This window comes from Azospirillum sp. A29, assembly GCF_042604625.1.
GTDB classification, from domain to species: domain Bacteria; phylum Pseudomonadota; class Alphaproteobacteria; order Azospirillales; family Azospirillaceae; genus Azospirillum; species Azospirillum palustre.
The window spans coordinates 83,357-106,407 of sequence record NZ_CP170466.1; the positions used below are offsets into that span (position 1 = coordinate 83,357).

Annotated in this window: 20 protein-coding genes; 7 read left to right on the forward strand and 13 right to left on the reverse strand. The window is 68.4% G+C overall.

Going from position 1 to position 23,051, the window contains the following annotated elements; genetic code table 11:
• Positions 1 to 14: 14 nt before the first annotated feature.
• The 12 genes from ABNQ38_RS15265 to ABNQ38_RS15320 all read right to left on the reverse strand — a co-directional run bounded on the left by ABNQ38_RS15265 (position 15) and on the right by ABNQ38_RS15320 (position 12,009).
• Positions 15 to 824, reverse strand: coding sequence for an MBL fold metallo-hydrolase (locus ABNQ38_RS15265; protein WP_377809151.1), 810 nt, complete (start codon positions 822 to 824; stop codon positions 15 to 17).
• Positions 821 to 1,615, reverse strand: a complete 795-nt coding sequence (locus tag ABNQ38_RS15270; protein ID WP_377809152.1) for a TatD family hydrolase — start codon at positions 1,613 to 1,615, stop codon at positions 821 to 823. Before ABNQ38_RS15270 ends, ABNQ38_RS15265 begins: the two co-directional genes overlap by 4 nt.
• 9 nt (positions 1,616 to 1,624) lie before the next feature.
• On the reverse strand, positions 1,625 to 3,175 hold the full coding sequence (metG, locus tag ABNQ38_RS15275; RefSeq protein WP_377809153.1) for a methionine--tRNA ligase: 1,551 nt from the start codon (positions 3,173 to 3,175) through the stop codon (positions 1,625 to 1,627).
• Between the two features lie 51 nt (positions 3,176 to 3,226).
• Positions 3,227 to 4,357, reverse strand: a complete 1,131-nt coding sequence (locus ABNQ38_RS15280) for a DNA polymerase III subunit delta' (RefSeq protein ID WP_377809154.1) — start codon at positions 4,355 to 4,357, stop codon at positions 3,227 to 3,229.
• Positions 4,354 to 5,025 (reverse strand): dTMP kinase, encoded by a 672-nt coding sequence (tmk, locus tag ABNQ38_RS15285; protein WP_377810131.1) that lies wholly within the window; start codon positions 5,023 to 5,025, stop codon positions 4,354 to 4,356. Before tmk ends, ABNQ38_RS15280 begins: the two co-directional genes overlap by 4 nt.
• Before the next feature lie 11 nt (positions 5,026 to 5,036).
• On the reverse strand, positions 5,037 to 6,227 hold the full coding sequence (locus tag ABNQ38_RS15290; protein WP_377809155.1) for a D-alanyl-D-alanine carboxypeptidase family protein: 1,191 nt from the start codon (positions 6,225 to 6,227) through the stop codon (positions 5,037 to 5,039).
• Positions 6,228 to 6,314: 87 nt separating this feature from the next.
• The gene (locus ABNQ38_RS15295; protein ID WP_109047816.1) at positions 6,315 to 7,298 is read right to left on the reverse strand and encodes a septal ring lytic transglycosylase RlpA family protein; all 984 of its coding nucleotides are present in this window, start codon (positions 7,296 to 7,298) and stop codon (positions 6,315 to 6,317) included.
• A gap of 132 nt (positions 7,299 to 7,430) precedes the next feature.
• Entirely contained in the window at positions 7,431 to 8,222 is a 792-nt protein-coding gene (locus ABNQ38_RS15300; RefSeq protein WP_377809156.1) for a YdcF family protein, read from the reverse strand.
• An 85-nt stretch (positions 8,223 to 8,307) separates the two neighbouring features.
• The gene (locus ABNQ38_RS15305) at positions 8,308 to 8,700 is read right to left on the reverse strand and encodes a VOC family protein (protein ID WP_377809157.1); all 393 of its coding nucleotides are present in this window, start codon (positions 8,698 to 8,700) and stop codon (positions 8,308 to 8,310) included.
• A gap of 42 nt (positions 8,701 to 8,742) precedes the next feature.
• Entirely contained in the window at positions 8,743 to 9,330 is a 588-nt protein-coding gene (locus ABNQ38_RS15310; protein WP_377809158.1) for a class I SAM-dependent methyltransferase, read from the reverse strand.
• Between the two features lie 52 nt (positions 9,331 to 9,382).
• Positions 9,383 to 10,117: an exopolysaccharide biosynthesis protein gene (locus tag ABNQ38_RS15315; protein ID WP_377809159.1), complete on the reverse strand. Its 735-nt coding sequence runs from the start codon at positions 10,115 to 10,117 to the stop codon at positions 9,383 to 9,385.
• Entirely contained in the window at positions 10,114 to 12,009 is a 1,896-nt protein-coding gene (locus ABNQ38_RS15320; protein ID WP_377809160.1) for an ABC-F family ATP-binding cassette domain-containing protein, read from the reverse strand. The genes ABNQ38_RS15315 and ABNQ38_RS15320 overlap by 4 nt, the downstream gene beginning before the upstream one ends.
• Before the next feature lie 280 nt (positions 12,010 to 12,289).
• On the opposite strand from ABNQ38_RS15320, the gene betB reads away from it, so the two are divergent.
• From betB to ABNQ38_RS15345, 5 genes are all read left to right on the forward strand, one after another.
• On the forward strand, positions 12,290 to 13,759 hold the full coding sequence (gene betB / locus ABNQ38_RS15325; protein ID WP_377809161.1) for a betaine-aldehyde dehydrogenase: 1,470 nt from the start codon (positions 12,290 to 12,292) through the stop codon (positions 13,757 to 13,759).
• Positions 13,760 to 13,854: 95 nt separating this feature from the next.
• Positions 13,855 to 15,579 carry a choline dehydrogenase gene (betA, locus tag ABNQ38_RS15330; protein ID WP_377810132.1) on the forward strand — a complete coding sequence of 575 codons (1,725 nt, stop codon included), beginning with the start codon at positions 13,855 to 13,857 and terminating at the stop codon, positions 15,577 to 15,579.
• Positions 15,580 to 15,638: 59 nt separating this feature from the next.
• On the forward strand, positions 15,639 to 16,646 hold the full coding sequence (locus ABNQ38_RS15335; RefSeq protein WP_377809162.1) for a choline ABC transporter substrate-binding protein: 1,008 nt from the start codon (positions 15,639 to 15,641) through the stop codon (positions 16,644 to 16,646).
• A 220-nt stretch (positions 16,647 to 16,866) separates the two neighbouring features.
• Complete coding sequence (ndk, locus tag ABNQ38_RS15340) at positions 16,867 to 17,289, forward strand: nucleoside-diphosphate kinase (protein WP_012974418.1); 423 nt, start codon at positions 16,867 to 16,869, stop codon at positions 17,287 to 17,289.
• 155 nt (positions 17,290 to 17,444) lie between these two features.
• Positions 17,445 to 17,957, forward strand: a complete 513-nt coding sequence (locus ABNQ38_RS15345; RefSeq protein WP_377809163.1) for a hypothetical protein — start codon at positions 17,445 to 17,447, stop codon at positions 17,955 to 17,957.
• 8 nt (positions 17,958 to 17,965) lie between these two features.
• Here ABNQ38_RS15345 and ABNQ38_RS15350 read toward each other — a convergent pair whose 3' ends face one another.
• A complete protein-coding gene (locus tag ABNQ38_RS15350; RefSeq protein WP_377809164.1) occupies positions 17,966 to 18,268 on the reverse strand; it encodes a cupin domain-containing protein in 303 nt (100 codons plus the stop codon).
• Positions 18,269 to 18,575: 307 nt separating this feature from the next.
• Between ABNQ38_RS15350 and ABNQ38_RS15355 the strand changes: the two genes are divergently transcribed.
• Positions 18,576 to 21,155, forward strand: a complete 2,580-nt coding sequence (locus ABNQ38_RS15355) for a response regulator (RefSeq protein ID WP_377809165.1) — start codon at positions 18,576 to 18,578, stop codon at positions 21,153 to 21,155.
• An 8-nt stretch (positions 21,156 to 21,163) separates the two neighbouring features.
• Positions 21,164 to 23,050 carry a response regulator gene (locus tag ABNQ38_RS15360; protein ID WP_377809166.1) on the forward strand — a complete coding sequence of 629 codons (1,887 nt, stop codon included), beginning with the start codon at positions 21,164 to 21,166 and terminating at the stop codon, positions 23,048 to 23,050.
• Position 23,051: the final 1 nt, after the last annotated feature.

Genomic DNA, 23,051 nt, shown 5'->3' on the forward strand with positions numbered 1-23,051 from the left:
CTTCCTCGCGAGTCCTAAATCTCGATCACCAGCCCGTCATAGGCCGGCTCGACCCCCTCCGGCAGAATCCGCCGCAGGCTGTCGTAATCCATCGAGTTGTCCATGTGGGTCAGATAGGCCCGCCGCGGCTTCACCCGCGCGATCCATTCCAGCGTCAGCGCCAGATGCGCATGCACGGGATGCGGCGGCTCCAGCCGGCCGCAATCGACCACCCAGGTGTCGATCCCCGCCAGCGCCTCGAACGCCCAATCGTCCAGCCGCACCACGTCGGTGGAATAGGCGAAGCTGCCGAACCGGTAACCGACCGTCCGCATATAGCCGTGGTCCTGCTCGAACGGCGTGATTTCCATCCCCCTGACGCTGAACGGCCCGTCGATCCGGTGGCTGTTCAACACCGGCCGGTAGAAGGGATAGCCCTCCGGCAGCGGATCGAAGCAGTAGGGGAAGCGGATCTCGATGTCGCGCAGATGCTCGTCCCAGCCATAGGCGTCGATCGGCGCATGCATGTGGCGGCAGATCTCGCGCAGCTCGTCGATGCCATGGCAATGGTCGGCATGCTGGTGCGTCCACAGCACGGCGTCCAGCCGCGCGCAGCCGCTGTCCAGCAACTGCTGCCGCAGGTCGGGAGAGGTGTCGACCAGCACCGACACGCCGTCCCGCTCGACCAGCACCGACGGGCGCATGCGCCGGTTTTTCGGGTTGGCGGGGTCGCAGCGGCCCCACTGGCCGCCGGGCACACCGGCGATCACCGGCACGCCGCGCGATCCGCCGCAGCCAAGGACGGTTACGCGCGCAGCACCGGGTGATGCGCCGTCTTCGCTCATGCAGCGGCCTTGTCCTGGACGGCCTTGACGAACAGGCGGAAGAAGTTGTCGGTGGTGACGCGGGCCAGTTCGTCGGCCGACACCCCCTTCACCTCCGCCACGCAGGCCGCTGTGTGAGCGACATAGGCCGGCTCGTTGCGCTTGCCGCGGAAGGGGATTGGCGCCAGATAGGGTGCGTCCGTCTCCACCAGGATGCGGTCGAGCGGCACGTCCTTCACGATGGCGCGCAGCTCTTCCGACTTCTTGAAGGTGACGATCCCCGACAGCGACAGGGTGAAGCCGTACTCCACCGCCTCCTCCGCCAGCGCCCGGCCGGAGCTGAAGCAGTGCAGCAGCCCCTTCACCGGCTGGCCGGCCGCTTCCTCCTTGACGATGCGCATGGTGTCGTCGTCGGCGTCGCGGGTGTGGATGATCAGCGGCAGGCCGGTTTCCAGGCTGGCGCGGATGTGCCGGCGGAAACACTCCTGCTGCTGGTCTCGTGGGCTCTTGTCGTAGAAATAGTCGAGCCCGGTTTCGCCCAGCCCGATCACCTTGGGATGGCGCGACAGCTCGACCAGCCTGTCGACGGTAGTAATGGCGAACTCCTCCGCCGCCTGGTGGGGATGGACCCCCACCGTGCAGAGGATGTCGTCATAGCGTTCCGCCACCGCCAGGATGCGGTCGAAACGGCTGATGTAGGTGCAGATGGTGACCATCCGCCCGACGCCGGCCTGCCGGGCGCGGTCGACGACCGCATCCAGCTCTTCGGCAAAATCGGGAAAGTCGAGATGGCAATGGCTGTCGACGAGCATACTGGGAACTCAGACCTTCGGTTCTTCGACGTAACGCGGGAAGACGCCCTGCGGCGTCGGCAGCGGCGTGCCGGCGGCCAGCGCCCCCGACGGACCCAGCGTGCCGAAGCCGCGCGCATCCGGACCCAGTGCCAGCAGGTCGAGGATCTTGGCGGAGGCGTCGGGCATCACCGGCTGGGTCAGGATCGCCAGATGGCGGATCGTCTCGGCCAGCACATAGAGCACGGTCGCCATGCGCGCCGGGTCGGTCTTCTTCAGCGCCCACGGCGCCTGTTCGTCGACATAGCGGTTGGCGTCGCCGACCACGGCCCAGATGGCGTCGAGCGCCTTATGGAAGGCCTGCGCCCTGATCTCAGCCCGCACGATGTCCAGCATGCCGTAGGCCGAGCCGAGCAAGGTGTTGTCCGCCTCGGTGAACGCACCCGGCGTCGGGACGGCGCCGCCGCAGTTCTTGCCGATCATCGACAGGACGCGCTGCACGAGGTTGCCGTAATCGTTGGCGAGGTTGCCGTTGATCCGGTTGACCATCTGCTTGTGCGAGAAGTCGCCGTCATTGCCGAACGGCACTTCGCGCAACAGGAAATAGCGGGTCTGGTCGAGGCCGTAGGTGTTGACCAGCGAGTCCGGGGCGATGACGTTGCCCAGCGACTTCGACATCTTCTGGCCTTCGATCGTCCACCAGCCATGAGCGAACACGCGGCGGGGCGGCTGCAGGCCGGCGGCCATCAGGAAGGCCGGCCAGTAGACGGCGTGGAAGCGCAGGATGTCCTTGCCGACCATGTGCAGGTCGGCCGGCCAGTATTTGGCATAGTCGCCGGTAGTGTCGGGATAGCCGACGGCGGTGATGTAGTTCGCCAGCGCGTCGAGCCAGACATACATGATGTGGGCGTCGTCGCCCGGCACCGGGATGCCCCACTTGAAGGTGGTGCGGCTGACCGACAAATCCTTCAGGCCCGACTTGACGAAGGACATCACCTCGTTGCGCTTGCCGGCCGGCGCGATGAAATCCGGGTTCTGCTCGTAGAACTCGATCAGCCGGTCCTGCCAGGCCGAGAGCTTGAAGAAGTAGGACGGCTCCTCGACCCATTCGCACTCGGCGCCGGTGGGGGCGATCTTCTTGCCCTCGGCATTGGTGGTCAGCTCGTCTTCGCCATAGAAGGCCTCGTCGCGAACCGAATACCAGCCGGCGTAGGAGCCGAGATAGATCTCGCCGCGATCCTTCAGAACCGTCCACAGCGCCTGGACCGACTTGACGTGCCGCGGCTCGGTGGTGCGGATGAAGTCGTCGTTGGAATAATTCATCAGCGACACGAGATCGCGGAAGTTCTGCGACACCCGGTCGGTGAATTCCTGCGGCGCGATACCGGCCTTCTCCGCCGACTTCTCCACCTTCTGGCCGTGCTCGTCGGTGCCGGTCAGGAACTTCACGTCATAGCCGTCGAGGCGCATGAACCGGGCGAGGACGTCGCAGGCAAGCGTAGTGTAGGCGTGGCCGATGTGCGGCACGTCGTTCACGTAATAGATCGGCGTCGTCAGATAAAAGGTCTTCGGCCCGGCCATTTGCGGCACTTTCTTTCAAGTCAGGTTCAACCGGCAGGTTCTGAAGTAACCCTAGGCGGCTGCCGTTTCCAGCGCCGACAGGGCGTTCAGGACCACCTGCTTGCGGTCCAGGTTTGCGGATTCCGCGCGCGCGAAAAGACGCTGAACCTTTTCCCACACCTCCACCCAACGTTCAAGACCGCGGGCGTTCGCCAATCGGGTCATCAGGGCGGCCTCGCCCGGCACCACCTCCGCCGGCCAGGAGCCGCGGGCGAGCGAACGGGCGAAGCGGGCGAGCCACCAGACCAGCAGTTCGGTCGCCGTCTCGAACATCCCGTCGTCCTGCTTGCGGGTCAGCTTGTCGCCGAAGGCGTGCGCCGCGACGATGTCGATGCGCGGCAGGTCGGACAGCAGCCCGATCATCTCGCGGTAGAGCGCAAGGCCGCCGGCGTCGGCAAGGTCGATGGCGCGGCCGACGCTGCCCTCCGACAGGCGGGCCAGCGCCGGACGGTCGTCGGCGGCGATGTCGGGCCGATGCTGGCCCAGCAGGTCGATCACCGTGTCTTCGGCCAGCGGCTTCAGCGTCAGCTTGCGGCAGCGCGAGCGGATGGTCGGCAGCATGCCGCCGGGATTGTCGCTGACCAGCAGCAGCAGGGCGCCGGGCGGCGGCTCCTCCAAAATCTTCAGGATGGCGTTCAGGCCGCTGAGATTCATGCGGTCGGCGCCGTCGATCACCGCGACGCGCCAGCCGCCTTCCGCCGAGGTGCGGCGCAGGAAGGGGCCGATCTTGCGCACGTCGTCGACGGCGATGTCGCGCTTCAGCCGGCCCTTCTTTTCGTCGCGCTGGCGTTCGATGGTCAGCATGTCGGCATGGCCGCCCGACGCCACCCGGCGGAACACCGGATGGTCGGGGCCGATGTGCAGCGAGGTGACCGGCGCCGCTCCCCCCAGGGAGTCACCGAACAGGCTGTTGCCGGGCGGCTCCTGGGCCAGGACGAACCGGGCGAAGCGGAAGGCCAGCGTCGCCTTGCCGATGCCCGGCGTGCCGCCGATCAGCCAGGCATGCGGCAGCCGGCCGGAGTTCCAGGCCTCCAGCAGCAGCCGTTCCGCCTCGTCATGCCCGACGAGGTCGGGATTGCGCCGCGGGGCGAGTGCCTCTTCGGCGGCTGGGCCCGCCGGGGCCGGGGAGCGCGCCTTGCTCAAGACGCCAGCCCCAGGCGGGTGGCGACGGTGTCCCAGATCCGCGCCTGCACGGTATCGAGGTCGGCGTCGGCATCCACCACGGCGCAGCGCCCCGGCTCCCGCCTAGCGATGTCGAGGAAGCCGTCGCGCAGCCGCTGGTGGAAGCCGATGTCCATCCGCTCATAGCGGTCCTCGCCGCCATGCCGCGCCACGGCGCGGCGCAGGCCGGTCTCCACGTCGATGTCGAGGATCAGCGTCAGGTCGGGACGGAAGCCGCCGAGCGCCGCCGTCTGCAAGGTCTCGATCCGCTCGCGTCCCAGCCCCAGCCCATAGCCCTGGTAGGCCATGGTGCTGTCGAAGAAACGGTCGCACAGCACCCAGCTTCCGGTCTCCAGCGCCGGCCACACCGTGCGCTCCAGATGGTCGCGGCGGGCGGCGGTGTGCAGCAGGGCCTCGGTGGTCGCGCTCCAGCGGCCGGTCTCGCCGGTCACCAGCAGGCCGCGGATCTCCTCCGCGCCGGGCGATCCGCCCGGCTCCCGCGTCGTTACAAGCTCGATGCCGCGGGCACGCAGGGAGATGCGCAAGCTGTCGGCCAGACGGCGCATCTGCGTCGACTTGCCGGCCCCTTCGCCGCCTTCCAGCGTGATGAAGCGGCCGCGCTTGGCGGAAGGAGCCGGTGCGGTCGGCATCGTCGTCACGGTCACAGGCTGTTGCCGAAGACGAGATATTTGGCGGCGGCGAAGGCGCGGCCGAACATGCCGGCCTTCGGCACGTCCTGGGCGGCCACCACCGGCACCTCCTTGCCCGGGAAGCCGGGGGCGGAGATCACCAGCTTGCCGACCGTGTCGCCCTTCTTGATCGGGGCGGCGACCGGGGCGTTGCTGACCAGCGACACCTTCATGCCGGGGCGGTCGGCGCGGGCCATGGTGACGCTCAGGTTCTGCGGCACGGCGACCGGCACCATGTCCTGCTCGCCCAGCCAGACCGGAACCTGCTCGATGGTCTCGCCGCCCTTATAGAGGGTGTAGGAGGCGAACTCGCGGAAGCCCCACTCGATCAGCCGGGCCGATTCGTCGGCGCGCGCCTGCATGTTGGGCAAGCCGTTGACCACCAGCAGCAGCCGGCGCCCCTCACGCTCGCCCGATGCGGTCAGACCATAACCGCCAGCGTCGGTGTGTCCGGTCTTCAGCCCGTCGACATTCATGTTGCGGTAGAGCAGCGGGTTGCGGTTGCCCTGGGTGATGCCGTGATACTTGAACTCCCGGATCGAATCGTACTTGTAGAATTCGGGAAAGTCCTTGATCAGCCGTTCGGCCAGAAGCGCCAGATCGCGGGCGGTCATATAATGGTTGGGGTCGGGCCAGCCGGTGGCATTGGCGAAGTTGCTGTTCTTCAGCCCCAACTCCTTCGCGCGCTTGGTCGCCTGTTCGGCGAAGGACTGCTCCGATCCGGCCAGCCCCTCGGCCAGCACGATGCAGGCGTCGTTGCCGGACTGGACGATCATGCCCTTCAGCAGGTCGTCGACCTTGATGTTGTTGTGAAGCTCCACGAACATCTTGGAGCCCTGCATCCGCCAGGCCCGCTCGCTGACCGGCAGGGTGCTCTCCAACGTCAGGCGGCCACCCTTGATCGCCTCGAACACCATGTAGGCGGTCATGATCTTGCTCATCGACGAGGGCGCCATGCGCTCGTCGGCGTTCTTCTCGAACAGCACGGTGTCAGAGGTCAGATCGACAAGGATCGCCTGCTTGGCGATGGTGTCGAGGGTCGCGGCCTGGACCGAGACCGCGGTGAAGCCGGCGCCAATCGTGGCCCCGGCCATCGCAATTCCGGCCGCGACAGCAACGGAACGGCCGAAAACGGCACACAGGCGGACGACAACAGCGTTCATGGCAACAATCCTCCAAGGGCACTCGGTACAGGCATAGGGTCGCTGGCGCTCATAAGGAGCGGCCGGGGGTGGTGTCGGGTGGCCGGATCAATCCACCACGATTTTGGCCTCCGTAAGGCCGGCCTGGATGATCTGGGTCAACAGGGTATCCGCCCTGTCGACGCTGTCCAGCGGTCCGACGCGGACACGGTGCAGGGTCAGGCCGGCGGTTCGCGTCTGGCTGACGCTGGCGCGCTGGCCGATGGACGACAGGCGGGCGCGGGCCTTGGCCACATTCTCCTCGCTGCCGAAGGCGCCGACCTGCACATAGATCGCCTCATGCGCCCTCACCGGCAATTGCGCCACCACCGGGGCCGGCACGAAGCGGCCCTCCGCCATGCTGCCGGCGACGGTGGCCGGCGGCGGGACGGGGGCGCCGACCACCGGCGCACGGGGAGTGCCGGCGGAAGGGGACAGGGAGGCGGCAAGCGTCGTCGCCGGTCCGGATGGGCCGCTCACCTCGATCCGGCCGCGCGGGGCTGCCTTCGGCGGCGGGCCGTCGACCTCGGCCAGCAGCGGGGCGGGCGTGCCCTGGCGCGCGGCGGCGGCGATGGCCCGGCTTTCCTCCGCCAGGATCTGCACGCGCACCTTGGCGGTGCCGGGACCGTCGAAGCCCAGCAGCTGGGCGCCGCGCCGCGACATGTCGATGATGCGGCCGTTGGCGTAGGGGCCGCGGTCGTTGACCCGGACGACGATGGACCGGCCGTTGTCGAGGTTGGTGACGCGCACCAGGCTCGGCATCGGCAGAGTCTTGTGCGCGGCGGTCAGCTCGTTCTGGTCGTAGATCTCGCCGTTGGCGGTGTTCTTCTCATGGAAGCCGGGGCCGTACCATGAGGCGATGCCGGTCTCGTCGTAGCTGAAATCTTCCTTGGGATAATACCAGACGCCGTTGATCTGATAGGGCTTTCCCACCTTGTAGACGCCGCTGGTCGGAAGGCCCGGGCCGGTGCCGGCGGGCTTCTGCGCGCAGGCGGCGAGCGCTGCCACGCCGACCAGCACGACGACCCTGCTCACCCCGCGCCAGCGACGCATCCGCCAATTTCCTTCTTTCCCCGACCCGGCCCGACCGCCAAGGCGGCGGCACTCTAGCGGAGTGGCACCGCCGCGCCAATGGCTCGAACGCGGCGGCGGTACGATGACACAGCCCGCAGGGGGGCCGGACCGTCATGGGCCGGGGAACAGGCTTTCGGTGCGGCCCATCAGCCAATAGGCGGTCAGCCCGATCCATTCTCGCACCGCGTCGTCGAGGATCACCAGATTCTGCCCGAACTCGAAGCGCAGCCAGGGCGTGGCGTCTTGCTTGGTGCGGTAGTCGACGGGGAAGGGGATCACCTCCCACCCGACGGCGCGGAAGATGCCCACCGACCGCGGCATGTGCATGGCCGAGGTGACGAGGACCCAGCGTTCGCCCGGCGCCGGCTTGACCATCTCCTTGCTGAAGACCGCATTCTCCCAGGTGTTGCGGGACTCAGCCTCATAGAGCACACGGTCGGCGGGGATGCCGGCCTGGAGCAGGGCGGCGCGGGCCGTGACGTCCTCCTTCAGGTCCGGCGCCAGCAGCCGGCCCGATCCGCCGGTGAAGACGGCCTTGGCCTCCGGATGGCGGCGGACGAGGTCGGCGAAGCCCAGGATGCGCTCGGCCGCGTCGTTCAGCGACGGGTCGCCGCGGTCGGCGGTGATCGGCGGGTTGAGGGCACCGCCCAGCATGATGATGCCGTCAATCTGCCCCTCGGGCACCAATCGCGGGAAACGGTTCTCCAGCGGCAGGGCGACCAGCGCACCGAGACCCGTGTACATCGCCAGCAGAAGCAGCACCGCCGCCAGCGTGACCAGCCGCCGCCCGGCGCGCTGCCAGCGCCGCGTCCGCAGCAGCAGCGCGCCCAGCGCCACCGCCAGCACCAGGGCATTGCCGGGCGCAAAGACGCCCCAAAGCAGCTTCGACAGGATGAAGGACATCGCCGGCAGGCTCACGATGGTGGACGGGAGGGCGGACCATAAGCGCGGCGTTCGGGGCAGGGCAACCGCGCCGGCCCCGCTGCCGTCAGCCGCCGACCGGCGTGCACAGCTCCACCAGCGTGCCGTCGGGGCAGCGGATGAAGGACACCGTCTGTCCCCACGGCATGGCTTTCGGCGGCGCCAGTTCGCTGGCGCCCGCGGCCAGCGCCGTGGCGTGCGCCGCCTCCACGTCGCCGGTGACCAGCGCGATCTCGATGCCCAGCGGCTTCTCGCTGGCGCTGGCGAAGACATAGCCGGCGGGGTGGTGCGACAGCGCCAGCTCCTGGCTGGCGAAGGACAGGGTGGTGGAGCCGGTGTCCAGCTCGCCATAGTCGCCCGTTTCGGCGAGGAAGCGCCGGTTCAGCCCGAACGCCTTCTCGAAGAAGGCCAGCGACGCCGCGACGTCGGGAACATAGAGGATCGTGTAGCCGAACTTCATGGAGGCTCTCGCTGGTTATGGGTTGCCGGGCGGAGGACCCTATCACTCTCCGGCGCGGCGGTATCCCCATACCGATGCCGGCGGCAGATTTTGCAGGGTGAAGCCCAGCCGTTCCCCAGTCAGTCCCAGCGCCTCGCGGCTCAGCGGCGAATGCGGCATGAAGCTGTAGAGCAGGAAGCGCCCGCCCGGCCGCAGGATGCGGAAGGTGGCGTCCAGTACCTCGCGCTGGAACTCCAGCGGGAAGGTGATCATCGGGATGCCGATCACCACGGTGGCGACCTTGCCGCACAGCGCCTCGCCCAGCAACTCCGGCGCCTTGCGGCAGTCGTCGGCGATGACGGTGACGGCCGGGCAGCGGGCGCGCAGATGGCGGGCGAGGTCCGGATCGATCTCGAAGCTGTAGAGCCGGTCGGCTGGGACGCCGGCCTCCAGCATCGCCGCGGTGATCGGGCCGGTGCCGCCGCCGAACTCCACCACCGCCTCGTCCGGCTCCCGGCGGATTTCGCGGGTGATGCGGCGGCGCAGCGCCTGGGAGGAGGGGGCGACCGACCCCATCGCCCAGGGATCGGCCAGCCAGCGGCGGAAGAACAGCCAGGATTCGGAAAGCGTGGCGGATGCCGTCTTGGTCATGTGGGCCTCCCTGGATCGGGACGGCCCTCGCCCGTCGCTCCGGGGGGCCGTCCTAATGCAGAGTTGCTGCCAGAAGTTGGTGACCTGCGTATGACAGGCTGCTCGCCACCAGCGTCAAAAACACCAGCGCAGCCGCGGTCAGCCCCAGCCCGATGCCGATGGCGCCGCCGTCGCGCTCGATCAGTCCCAGCGAGATCAGCACTAGCGCGAAGCCCGGCAGCCAGCCGGTCAGCGGCAGTGGCACGATGCAGGTCAGCGTCAGGATGAACAGCAGCAGACCGAACCAGCGCTCCTCGTCGATGCGGGCTAGGCGGTGTAGCCGCGGCTTCAGCATCCGCTCGATCCACATCAGCCGCGGCATGGCGGCGTCGAGCGTCCGCGCCGCCAGCCCGCTACCGATGGAGCGGCGCAGCAGCCAGTCCGGCAGCCCGGCCCCGCGCCGGCCGAAGGCCATCTGCGCGGTGTAGAGCACGATGGGCAGGTCGAACAGGCAGGACACGCCGAGCGGCACCGGCGCGATGGTCGGCAGCGCCAGCGCCAGCAGGATGGTGCCGAGCGAGCGGTCGCCCAGCGCCCGGATCAGGTCGCCCAGCGTGACCCGCCCCTTCGGCAGGTTGGCGCGGAAGCGGGCCAGCACGTCGGAGGTCCGCTCCTCCTCCACCGCATCGCAGGCGGCGGGCAGGGCGATGGTGCCGTCATGTTCCATTTCCGCCCGATCCATCTCCACTGGGCCCATCTCCGCCTGACCGTGGGCGCCGGAGCCGTCGATGTGCCGGCGGGCGTTCAAACGCCGGCCTCCGCCGCGGCGCTCTCGTAGAGTTCGAGCGCCTCCAGCCAGGTCTCCTCGGCGGTTGCCAGCTTCTTCTCCACCGTGCCCAGTTCGATCTGCAGTTTGGTCAGCTTGTCGGACGGGCCGGTGTAGAGCGCCGGGTCGGACATCTTCGCCTCGATCTTGCGCTTTTCCTCGCTCAGCTTGGTGACCAGCGCCTCGGCGTCGGTGGCCTTGCGCTTCAGGGGAGCGAGCGCGGTGCGCGCCTCGGCGGCAGCGCGGCGCTGGTCCTTCTTGTTGGGGCCGGCGTCCCGTTCGGCCCCACTCTTCGCCACTGCCCGTTCCGCCTTGGCGCGGTCGAGCAGATAGCGGCGGTAGTCGTCCAGATCGCCGTCATAGGCCTGCACCGTGCCGTCGGCAACCAGCAGCAGCCGGTCCACCGTCATCTCGATCAGATGGGGATCGTGGCTGATGATAATGACGGCGCCGGGGAAGTCGTTGATCGCCTCGATCAGGGCTTCGCGGCTGTCGATGTCCAGATGGTTGGTCGGTTCGTCCAGCATCAGGATGTGCGGGACTTCCCGGCTCATCAGCGCCAGCAGAAGCCGCGCCTTCTCGCCGCCGGACAGGCTGGAGATCTTGGTCTCCGCCTTCACCTGCGGGAAGCCGAAGCGGCCGAGATGGGCGCGCACCTTCTCCTCCAGCGCCAGCGGCATGATGCGCTGGGTCTGCTGGATCGGCGTCAGCGACAGGTCGAGTTCCTCGGCCTGATGCTGGGCGAAATAGCCGATGCGCAGCTTGGACGGGCGCCGCATCTCGCCGGCCATCGGTTGGAGCCGGTTGGCCAGCAGCTTGACCAGCGTCGACTTGCCGTTGCCGTTGGCGCCCAAGAGGCCGATGCGGTCCTCCATGTCGATGCGCAGGTTGACCCGGCGCAGGATGACCTTGTCGCCATAGCCGATGCTGACCCCTTCCAGCGCGATCAGCGGCGGCGCCAGCTCGTCGGGCGGGGGGAAGTTGAAGACGACCTCGGGATCGTCCTCCATCAGCGTGATCGACTCCATCTTCTCCAGCAGCTTCAGGCGGCTCTGCGCCTGACGGGCCTTGCTGGCCTTGAAGCGGAAGCGGTCGACATAGGCCATCATGTGCTTGCGCCGCGCGTCCTGCTTGGCCGCCATCGAGGCCAGCCGTTCCTGGTTGGCGCGGCGCTGCGCCAGGAACTGGTCGTAATTGCCGCTGTAGGTGACGAGCTTGCCCTGGTCGATGTGGATCGTCGTGGTCGGCACGGCGTTCAGCAGCTCGCGGTCGTGGCTGACCAGCAGGATGGTGTGCGGGTAGTTCTTCAGATAGCCCTCGAGCCAGATGGTGGCTTCGAGGTCGAGGTGGTTGGTCGGCTCGTCCAGCAGCAGCAGGTCGGGGCGGGAGAACAGCACGCCGGCCAGCGCCACGCGCATCCGCCAGCCGCCGGAGAAGTCGGAGCAGGGCCGTTGCTGCGCCTCGGCGTCGAAGCCTAGGCCGGACAGCACCTGCGCTGCGCGCGACGGGGCGGAATGCGCCTCGATGTCGGCAAGCCTTGCGTGGACCTCGCCGATGCGCATCGGGTCGGTGACGGTCTCCGCCTCCGCCAGCAGGGCGGTGCGTTCGGTGTCGGCGGCCAGCACGGCGTCGATCAGCGTGGTCGGGCCGCTGGGGGCCTCCTGCGCCACCATGCCCATCCGCATGCCGGCCGGCAGGGTGATGGCGCCGGCATCCGTTTGCAGCTGGCCCGAGATCAGCTTCAGCAGGGTCGATTTCCCGGTGCCGTTGCGTCCGACCAGCGCCACGCGATGCCCCTTGGGCACCACCGCCGTCGCATGGTCAAACAACACTCGGCCGCCGAAGCGGAAGGTCAGGTCATTGATGTGCAGCATAGCGCGCGAGGATGTAGCACGAGGGGCCGCCAATTTGAAGCGGGGCAGGGCCGATGGCGCGCGAATGGCACGGCTTTGTCCCGCGCAGGGCAGCCGGTTCCGTCTTGCTTCGGCTTGGTGCCAGTCATCGGGTTTGTTTGAACACGACCAATTCAAGGAACGGAATCGCCACCCGTTCTTTTTTAATTGAACGTTCAATCAATAAAAACCACGCTGACTCCGGCAATCGAATTGCTGCGATTCACTGCACCCTCTGGACCTCGGATCAGGGAGACGCGACATGACGCGGTTCGGACGTCTGGCCCATTACATCCACGGCCGTCCTGTCGAAGACGAAGGGGCGGAACGCTTCGCCACCGTCGATCCGGCGACCGGGGAGGTACTGGCCGAGGTTGCGCAGGCGACATCCACGGACGTGGACCGCGCCGTCGACAGCGCGCGGGCCGGACAGGCGGTGTGGGGGGCGATGACGGCGATGGAGCGCGCACGGGTGCTGCGCCGGGCCGTCGCCCTGCTGCGCGAGCGCAACGACGCGCTGGCGGAAATCGAAACGCTCGACACCGGCAAGCCGCTGAGCGAGACGCGCGCGGTCGACATCGTCACTGGCGCAGACGTGCTGGAATATTACGCCGGCCTCGCCCCGGCGCTGGAAGGACGGCAGATCCCGCTGCGCCCGACCTCCTTCGTCTACACCCGGCGCGAGCCGCTGGGCGTGGTCGCCGGCATCGGCGCCTGGAACTACCCGATCCAGATCGCGCTGTGGAAATCGGCCCCGGCGCTGGCCGCCGGCAACGCCATGATCTTCAAGCCGAGCGAGGTGACGCCGCTGACCGCCCTGCATCTGGCGGCGATCTACAGCGAGGCCGGGCTGCCCGATGGCGTGTTCAACGTCGTCCAGGGCGATGGCCGGGTCGGCGCCCTGCTGGCCGCCCATCCCGGCATCGAGAAGCTGTCCTTCACCGGCGGGGTGGAGACCGGCAAGCGGGTGATGGCTGCGGCCGGCGGATCGACGCTGAAGGAGGTGACGATGGAGCTTGGCGGCAAGTCGCCGCTGATCGTCTTCGCCGACGCCGACCTCGACCGCGCCGCCGACATCGCCATGATGGCGAACTTCTACAGCTCCGGTCAGGTCTGCACCAACGGCACCCGCGTCCTCGTCCAGCGCAGCGTCGCGGCGGCGTTCGAGGAGCGGCTGATGGTCCGCGTGCGCCGCATCCGCATGGGCGATCCGCTGGATCCCGACACCAATTTCGGCCCGCTCGCCAGCTTCCCCCACCGCGACAAGGTGCTGCGCTACATCGAGGCTGGCAAGGCCGAGGGCGCGCGGCTGCTGGCCGGCGGCGGGGTTCCGGAAGGCGCCGCCTTCGCGCGCGGCGCCTATGTGGCGCCGACCGTCTTCGCCGACTGCCACGACGGCATGACCATCGTGCGCGAGGAGATTTTCGGTCCCGTCCTGTCGATCCTGACCTTCGACGAGGAGGAAGAGGTCGTCGCGCGCGCCAATGCCACCAGCTACGGCCTCGCCGCCGGGCTGGTCACCAGCGATCTGGCCCGCGCCCACCGGGTGATCCACCGGCTGGAGGCCGGCATCTGCTGGATCAACGCCTGGGGCGAATCGCCGCCGGAGATGCCGGTCGGTGGCTACAAGCAGTCGGGCGTCGGCCGTGAGAACGGCGTCGAGACGCTCGACCATTACACGCGCCTCAAGTCGGTCCAGGTCGAGTTGGGTGCCTACTCGTCGGTGTTCTAAGCCCGCTTTTCAGAGAAGGCCGCTTTTTAAAGAAGGGGTGTTCGATGTCGAACCAACCGACCTCCGGGACCGCTGCGCCGGAGAATGGCGCCGCTATGCCCGCCGCCACATCCTCCTTCGCCCCTGCGGTGCGCGAGTATGACTACATCATCGTCGGCGCCGGGTCGGCCGGCAACGTCCTCGCCTGCCGGCTGACCGAGGACGCCGGTGTCAGCGTCCTGCTGCTGGAGGCGGGCGGACCCGACCACCGGCTCGACTACCGCACCCAGATGCCGGCGGCGCTGGCCTTCCCGCTGCAAGGCCGCCGCTACAACTGGGCCTACGAGACCGAACCCGAGCCGCACATGGACAACCGCCGGATGGAGTGCGGGCGCGGCAAGGGGCTGGGCGGGTCGTCGCTGATCAACGGCATGTGCTACATCCGCGGCAACGCGCTGGACTATGACGGCTGGGCCGGGCTGCCGGGTCTGGAGGACTGGAGCTATCTCGACTGCCTGCCCTATTTCCGCAAGGCGGAGACGCGCGACATCGGCCCCGACGCCTATCACGGCGGCGACGGCCCGCTGTTCGTCACCACCGCCAAGCCGGGCGTCAACCCGCTCTACGAGGCGATGGTGGAGGCAGGGGCGCAGGCAGGCTACGGCCGCACCGCCGATCTGAACGGCTACCGCCAGCAAGGCTTCGGTCCGATGGACCGCACGGTGACGGCGCAGGGGCGGCGGTGCAGCACCGCCCGCGGCTATCTCGACCGGGCGCGGGAGCGGCCGGGGCTGACCATCGTCACCCACGCGCTGACCGACCGAATCCTGTTCGACGGACGCCGCGCCGCCGGGGTCACCTACCTGCGCAACGGCACGCCGGTGACGGTGCGGGCGCGGCGGGAGGTGCTGCTGTGCGCCGGGGCCATCGCCTCGCCGGCGATCCTGCAACGGTCGGGGGTGGGGCCGTCGCCGCTGCTGCGCGCGCTGGGGGTGGAGACGGTGGCAGACCTGCCGGGGGTGGGCGGCGATCTCCAGGACCATCTGGAGATGTATATCCAGTATCACTGCCGTCAGCCGGTGTCGCTCTATCCCGCGCTGAAATGGTGGAACCAGCCGGCCATCGGCGCCGAATGGCTTTTCCTGGGCACCGGCATCGGCGCCAGCAACCAGTTCGAGGCCGGCGGCTTCATCCGCACCGGCGACGACGTACCCTGGCCCAACATCCAGTACCATTTTCTCCCCGTCGCCATCAGCTACAACGGCACCAACGCGGTGGAGGCGCACGGTTTCCAGGCCCATGTCGGCTCGATGCGCTCGCCCAGCAAGGGGCGCGTCCATGCCCGCTCTCGCGATCCGGGGCAGGCGCCCAGCATCCTATTCAACTACATGGCCGATCCGCAGGACTGGCGGGAGTTCCGCGCCGGCATCCGCATCACCCGCGACATCATGCGCCAGCGCGCCCTGGCGCCCTATCGCGGCGAGGAGATCAGCCCCAGCGCCGATTGCGTCACCGATGCCGACCTCGACGCCTTCGTCCGCCACCACGCCGAGACCGCCTACCACCCCTGCGGCACCTGCCGGATGGGGACCGATGATGGCGCGGTGGTGGACGGCCAGGGCCGGGTGCATGGGCTGGAGGGGCTGCGCGTCATCGATGCCTCGATCATGCCGCGGATCATCACCGGCAACCTGAACGCGCCCACCATCATGATGGCCGAAAAGCTGGCCGACGCGGTGCGCGGCCGTCCGCCGCTGCCGCGCGCCGACGTGCCCTATTACGTCGCGGATGCCGCCATCAGACAGAAGGAGCCAGTGAAGGACCAGCGGCGGCGGGCCTGAGACCCGCAGCCACCACGACAGAGACGACAACGAAAACCACAAGCAAGGAGAACAGGGACATGGCCAAGACATTCGGTAAATTCTCTGCCGGTAAATTCTCCGCCGCCAAACTCTCCACCCTGGCCGTCGGCCTGATGCTGGCGGCCGGGTCCGCCGCCCTGCCGGCGGGGACGGCGCTTGCCGCCGATCCGGCATTCTGCAAGTCGGTGCGGTTCGGCGACGTGGGATGGACCGACATCGCGGCGACGACGGCGCTCGCCTCCGTCACGCTTGACGCGCTGGGCTACAAGCCGACCACCAGCGTCTCGTCGGTTCCGGTCGTCTATCTCGGGCTGAAGACCAAGTCGCTGGACGTGTTCCTGGGCAACTGGATGCCCACCATGGAGACCTTCATCAAGCCGGTGCTGGAGGACGGTTCGGTCGAGGTGACGCGCGTCAACCTGGAGGGCGCCAAATACACGCTGGCTGTCCCCACCTATGCCGCCGAGGCCGGGCTGAAGAGCTTCAAGGATCTGGCGAAATACAAGGACAAGCTTGACGGCAAGATCTACGGCATCGAGGCCGGCAACGACGGCAACCTGATCATCGACAAGATGCTGAAGGCCGACGCATTCGGGTTGAAGGACTTCAAAATGGTCGAGTCCAGCGAGGCCGGCATGCTGGCCGAGGTGAAGCGGGCGGTGCGGGCCAAGAAATGGATCGCCTTCCTGGGCTGGGCGCCGCATCCGATGAACAAGACGATGGACATCACCTATCTGTCCGACGGCGACGACTGGTTCGGCCCGAATTACGGCGGCGCCACCGTCAGCACCAACGTACGTAAGGGCTATGCCGCCGAATGCCCGAACATCGGCAAGTTCCTGTCCAATCTGGTCTTCACCGTGGACATGGAAAACTCGGTGATGGACGGCATCATGAACGGCGGCCGCAAGCCGGAAGCGGTGGCGGCCGACTGGCTGAAGAAGAATCCCGCCGTCCTGAAGACCTGGCTGTCCGGCGTCACTACGCTGGACGGCAAGGACGGTCTGGCCGCCGCCCAGGCCAAGCTGGGTGCCGCCAAATCCTGACCTGACGCCTGCTTTCCCAAAGCCTCCTCGACTCCGGCCGCGCTGGGATGCCATCGCGGCCGTATTTTTTGCGAAGATCGGGGAACCCGGCCCCAAACGAACGCCTTGCCGCGCCGTGAAAGCGCCTCTATAAAGCCGCCCATCCGGCGCCCCGGTCATCCGGCGGCGCCTGCGAGTTTTTCAATCGGCGAAAAGCCCCATTCCCGCAGGAGTCACCACCATGGCCGTCGAACGGACCCTCTCGATCATCAAGCCCGATGCCACCCGCCGCAACCTGACCGGCAAGATCAACGCCAAGTTCGAAGACGGCGGCCTGCGCATCGTTGCCCAGAAGCGCGTTCAGCTGTCGAAGGCCCAGGCCGAGCAGTTCTACGGCGTGCACCGCGAGCGTCCGTTCTTCGGCGATCTGGTCTCCTTCATGATCTCCGGCCCGGTGGTCCTGCAGGTTCTGGAAGGCGAGAACGCCATTGCCCGCAACCGCGAGATCATGGGCGCCACCAACCCGGCCAACGCCGCCGAGGGCACCATCCGCAAGGAGTTCGCCGAGTCGATCGAGGCCAACTCGGTCCACGGTTCGGACGCCCCGGAGACCGCCGCCCAGGAGATCGCCTTCTTCTTCGCCGGCATCGAGCTGGTGGGTTGATCTTTCGGGTCTGACCTCCAGTCAGGCCCGGCAAGAGGCCGCTTCCGCGAGGGGGCGGCCTTTTTTGCGTTTTGCATCAGGCTCTGGCAATATCGGGGGCCGTAAACCTTTTGCCCCGCAGATGCCGGGGTCGATCCCGACAGGAGTTGCCCGCGATGGAATCCCAATCCGCAAAGCCGATCATCGCGGCGCTGCTGCAACCGCTGCCGGTGCTGACCCAGCCGCAGGCCCGCAACGATCTGTCCGATGAATCCGTGGTGCGGCTGCTGGTCCGCCAGTTCATTGACCTCAGCCTGGACGCGTTCAACCAAGTTCTCCAGGGCAACCTCGACCAGGACGAGGCGGTCGACGGCATCAACCGTCAGGCCGTCGCGCTGAACTCCGTCTTCCTCGGCACCAGCGGCTTCGAGACCGTCATCACCCACCCCTGGAATTCGCCGGAGCAACTCGGCGCCTTCCTGAAGGACGTGGTGGCGCTGGAGTATCCGGAAGACGACTGCGTCCGCGCCATGCTGATCCATCTGGCGACCCAGCTGATGCACGCGCTGCGCCTGCCCGACGAGGAGCGCAACGAGGAGGTCGAGGCACTGACCCTCGACGCTGCCGACCTGCTGCTGGGCCGGGCGCCGGAAGACGATGACGAGATCGATATCGATATCGGCGCCTGACCTCCCTCTCAACCCGCCGGGTTCAAGTTCACCTCGATCAGCACGGTATCCTCGACGAAATCGGCGGTGTGCCAGGCGCCGGGGTCGAAACGGATGACCATGCCCGGCCGCAGATCCACCGGCCCCGCTTCGCAGGTCAGCAGGGCGCGGCCTTCGACGACGATGACGAACTGCTCTTGCGGGTGGTCGTGGCGTGGGGCGGACGTGCCGGCCTTGATGACGATGTGCTTCAGCGATGCGCCGGTGCCGGGAAGGCTGCGGCGCTCCACCCCTTCGGCGGTCTGGGCCGGCAGATTGCTCCACGTAATCACGTCTGCCTTCGGGGGGCCCTCCGGGGTTGCCAGGGGAGTGGCCGGGGGAATGGCCTCGGGAGTCATGGGCGGCATGGCATGGTCCTTTCGAAACCGACCGGCTTTTGAACGGCAACCGGTTTTTACGTGTTTCGCGGCCTCCCGGATCTCCTTTCCATCGCCGCTACCGCTTCTGGCTGTCGCGGCTGTGCGAAAGCTTAGCTACTAAACCTGCTGTTAACGCCTGACAGCCTAAGACGGGACGATCCGGTGACGATGTCACTGGACAACAACTCTTCCGGCACCCTTTCGGACAGACGGAGGCCCCGTGGACGTTGCAGGCACCGACCGACCGCATCCCGTCGGGGATGCCGCCAAACCGGTGTCCGGTCCGTCGGGTCTTTCCGCGTCGTTTCCGGGCCTGCTGGCCGGGCTGACCGGCATCGGCACCCTGGCGGCGCTGTCTGCAAGTGGGCATGTCGGCTGGCCGGTCGCCGGTGCGCTGGTTGCCGCCGGCGGTCTGGCCCTGTGGAGCGCCCGGCGCGCCGGGACCGCCGCCGCCGCCCTGGCCCGTTCCGACGCCGCTCTGCGCCGGGCGACGGACGAGCTGGAGGGGCTGCGCGACCGCTCCCGCGACTTCGCCGCCGTGACGCCCGGCTGGTTCTGGGAAACCGGGTCGGACCACCGTTATCTCTCGCTGTCGGGCGGGCTTACCACGCTGCTCGGCTGCGACCCGCGGACGGTGTTCGGCGATTCCCTTCTCGATCTTGGGGTGCTGGTCGCCGACGAGGCGACCTGGGCCGAATACCGTGCCGACATCGAGGCCGGCCGGCCCTTCCACGACCTGGAGCTGAGCTTCGAGGGGGTGGACGGGCGCGACCTCGTGCTGCGGCTCAGCGCCGTGCCGGTGCGCGGCGCCGACGGGCGGTTCCGCGGCTATCGTGGCTGCGGCGTCGATGCCACCGCCGAGACGCTGGCGCTGGTGGACGCGCGTTTCATGCAGGCGGTGGTGCATGACGCCATCGACAGCGTGTCGGAAGGATTCGTGCTGTTCAGCGCCGATGGCCGGCTGCTGATCTGTAACGAGCAGTATCGCCGCGCCTATCCCACCATCGCCGACATGCTGACCCCGGGCCGCAGCTTCGCCGAGATCCTGCGCGCCGCCGCCGAGCGCGGCGGGTACGAGGGGGAGGGCGACATCGGCGCCTGGGTGGAGCAGCGGCTGACCCGCCATCTCCAGCACTCCACCCCGGTCGACGGCCGGCTGTCCGACGGGCGCTGGTACCGCATCAGCGAGCATGCCACCGGCACCGGCGGCGTGGTGAAGATCCTGATGGACATCACCGAGCTGAAAACGCGGGAGGAGCAACTGGCCGGCCAGACCGCCCGGCTGGAACAGACCGTCGGCGCCCTGCGCGAGAGCGAGTTGCGCTACCGCCAGCTCGTCGAACTGGCCCCCTACGGCATCGTCATCTGGGACCGCGCCGCCATCCGGTTCGCCAACGGGGCCGCCGCGACGATCCTCGGCGTCGCCGCCGATGCGCTGGAAGGCCAACTGCTCGCCGGATTTCTGGCGGAGGGCGAGGCACTGGCCGCGACGCTCGCCGCCGCTGCCGAGGGGGAGGAGCGCCGCTTGGAATGCGACGCCCTCCGCCCGACCGGCGAGCGCCGCCGGCTGGAGGTCGCGGCCAGTCAGGCCGTCTATGGCGGCGGGCCGGCGGTGCTGCTGGTGCTGAACGACATCACCGACCGCCGCCGGGTGGAGGGCGAGCTTCAGCGCGCCCAGAAGATGGAGGCGGTGGGCCGCATGGCCGGCGGCATCGCCCATGAATTCAACAATATGCTGACCGCCATCGGCGGCTTCGCCCGGCTGGCGGAGCGCAATCCGGCCGATCCCGACCGCGTGCTGACCTGCGTGCAGGAGATCGCCAAGGCGTCGGAACGGGCGGCGGCGCTGACGGCCCAGCTTTTGGACTTCTCCCACCGCCGGGTGACCGATGAGCGCGAGGTGGTCGCCGTCGCCCCGCTGGTGCGCGACCTGCGCGTCTTCCTGAAACCCCTGCTCAGCGCCGGCATCGACGTGGGGATCCTCGCCGATGACGAAAGCGCGCACGCGCTGGTCAACCCGGTGACGCTGAACCAGGCTCTGCTGAACCTCGCGTTGAACGGGCGCGATGCCATGCCCCACGGCGGCACCCTGACCATCGCCCTGGCGGTGGAGACGCCGGACGACGCCTTCTTCGCCCGTCACCGCGGCCTGAAGCCGGGCCGCTATGTCGCGATCCGCGTCAGCGATCAGGGGCCGGGCGTGCCGGTGGAGATCCGCGACCGCGTCTGGGAACCCTTCTTCACCACCAAGGAGCCGGGGAAGGGCACCGGGCTCGGCCTGTGGATGGTTTATGGCACGGCGCAGCAGTCAGGCGGCGCGGTGGAACTGGAGGGCGAGGAAGGGCGGGGTGCCACCTTCGCGCTCTATCTGCCCGCCGTCGAACCGCCGGCATCGCCGGTTGGGATCGACCCTCTGCAGGTCGCGGAGGGAGAGGGGGCGGTCATCCTGCTGGTCGATGACGAGGACTCGGTGCGCCGCTACCTCCGCCTCGTGCTGGAGGAGGCCGGCTGCACGGTGGTGGAGGCTTCCGACGGGCAGGAGGCGCTGACCCGATACGACGAGGCCGGCGGCCTGTTCGACGCGGTGGTCAGCGACGTGTCGATGCCGAAGATGAACGGGCTGGACTTGGCCCGCGCATTGGAGAGCCGCAACCAGCTTCTGCCCATCCTGTTCCTGACCGGCTACGCCTCGCGCGAGACGGCGGCCGGGCTGACGGCGCAGGAGGGGCGGCAGATCGTGATGAAGCCGGTGGCGCCCGAGCGGCTGCTCAGTGCGCTTCGCGACCTGCTGGCCCTGTGAGGGCGGCGATGGAGGAGTCCCGCCACGACGCCCCCGCCGCGGAACCGACGCTGGAAGAGGCGGAAGGTTCCGCCCCCGCTGCCTGTCGCGAGCCCGCCGATTTCTACACCCCGGCCGGCCGGGACGGGGTCGGCCGTTTCTGCCGCCGCTTCCTCGACGAGAACGCGCTGACCGCGACGGAATTGCTGCACCACCCGCGCCATCAGACCGGGCTGTCCAACACCGCCACCTTCGTCGCCATCCTGACCCAGGCCGAACGGGTGATGGACCGTAAGGGCGGCATGACGCCGCTGGTCAACGAGATCGCCCGGCTGACGCGCGAGCGGGTAAAGGAGCACCCGCCGCCCGACTTCCTGTCCCCCGACTATCCCGGCACGGCGGCGGAGCTGTTGTCCGTCGGCGGCTTTCTCGGCCGTTTCCTTCTCGACGCCGCCGTCACCCAGCACATCGCCGTCTGCCGCAGCTTCGCCGAGAAGGCTGAGGCGCTGCTGAACCTCGCCGAAACCACCGAGCATCCCGACGCGCTGACGCCGGTGGAGCGGCTGCTGGGAGAGATCCTGCTGAGCGACGCCGGCACCGCGTCCTGCGCGCGGGATGCCCCCTTCACCACCCTGATCGACCTGATCGTGACTCTGATCGCCACCGACCGGCCGATGGCGGACGACGCCCCATCGGTGTTCCGCCGGCTGGACGCGTTGATGCGCCGGGTGCCGATGCCGGGTTTGCGCGACGCGCTGGCCGCCGCCTTCCGCCGCGAGATGGCCAAGCCGGCCTGCTTCACCATCGCCAGCGCCGGCGACATGTTCGGCATCGAGGCGGTGCAGCGCGAGATTCTGGCGCTGAGCGACCTGTCCGCCCGCCTGCGCGACCGCGAGGGCGCCTATGTCGGCGGTGCGCGGACGGAAGCGGCGCTGCAACGCCGCACCGCCCTGCTGGTCAACGAAGACACGGTCCCGGAGATCACCCGTGGCCGCAACTTCGTGCAGAAGCTGCGCATCCTGTTCGTGCTCCAGAAGATGCCGCTGTCGCCCACCGCGGCCAAGGCGGTGGCCGATTACCTGAAGAGCTTCTTCGACAGCCGCGATTTCGCCGGCCGGTTGCTGGACTGCTGGAAGGACCGGAACGAGAAGCTGAAGGGGCTGGCGGAGGTTCAGCGCCTCGTGCTGTCCAGCGCCTTCCCCGACGAGGAGCGCGAGTATCTCGGCGGCCAGCTCGACGACATCCAGAACGCCTTCCTGCGCACCCAGCGCGTGCTGGCTCCCTTGATCCAGGCCAAGGACGATCCGCCGGCCGACACCGTGCTCGACATCGTCCGGCTGGCGGGGGAGGGGGCCTTCTGCTCCGGCAAGAGCCGGCTGGCGGTGGCCCGCGTGCTCTACCGCCACTGCCACCGGCCGCGCTTCGTCCGTCATGTGCTGCTGAATGCGCCGGGGCCGAAGGAACGGCTGGCGCGTGCCAACTGGCTGCGGCAGGCGCTGGCCATGGTCGGCGTGCCCTTCATCGACCTGTCCTCCCACCGCGTCTTGGTGGTGGATGACGAGGCCGGGCCGCGCGCCTTCGTCACCTCCGTCCTCCAGGAGTTGGGCATCGGCCACATCGTCACCGCCGCCGACGGCCAGGAGGCGCTGGAGCGCTTTCAGGCCGACGGCGCGGCCTATGACCTGATCGTCTGCGACTGGATGATGCCGCGGCTGAGCGGCCTGGACCTGTTGAAGCAGGTGCGCGAGAGCCGCAGTGACCTGCCCTTCCTGATGGTCACGGCGCTGGCGACGCTGGATGCGGTGAAGAAGGCGCTGGCCCACCATGTCAGCGGCTACATCGCCAAGCCCTTCACGCCCGACCAACTGGAGGAGAAGATCTTCCTGGTCCTGGCGCAGAAGGGCTTTGGCGAATAGG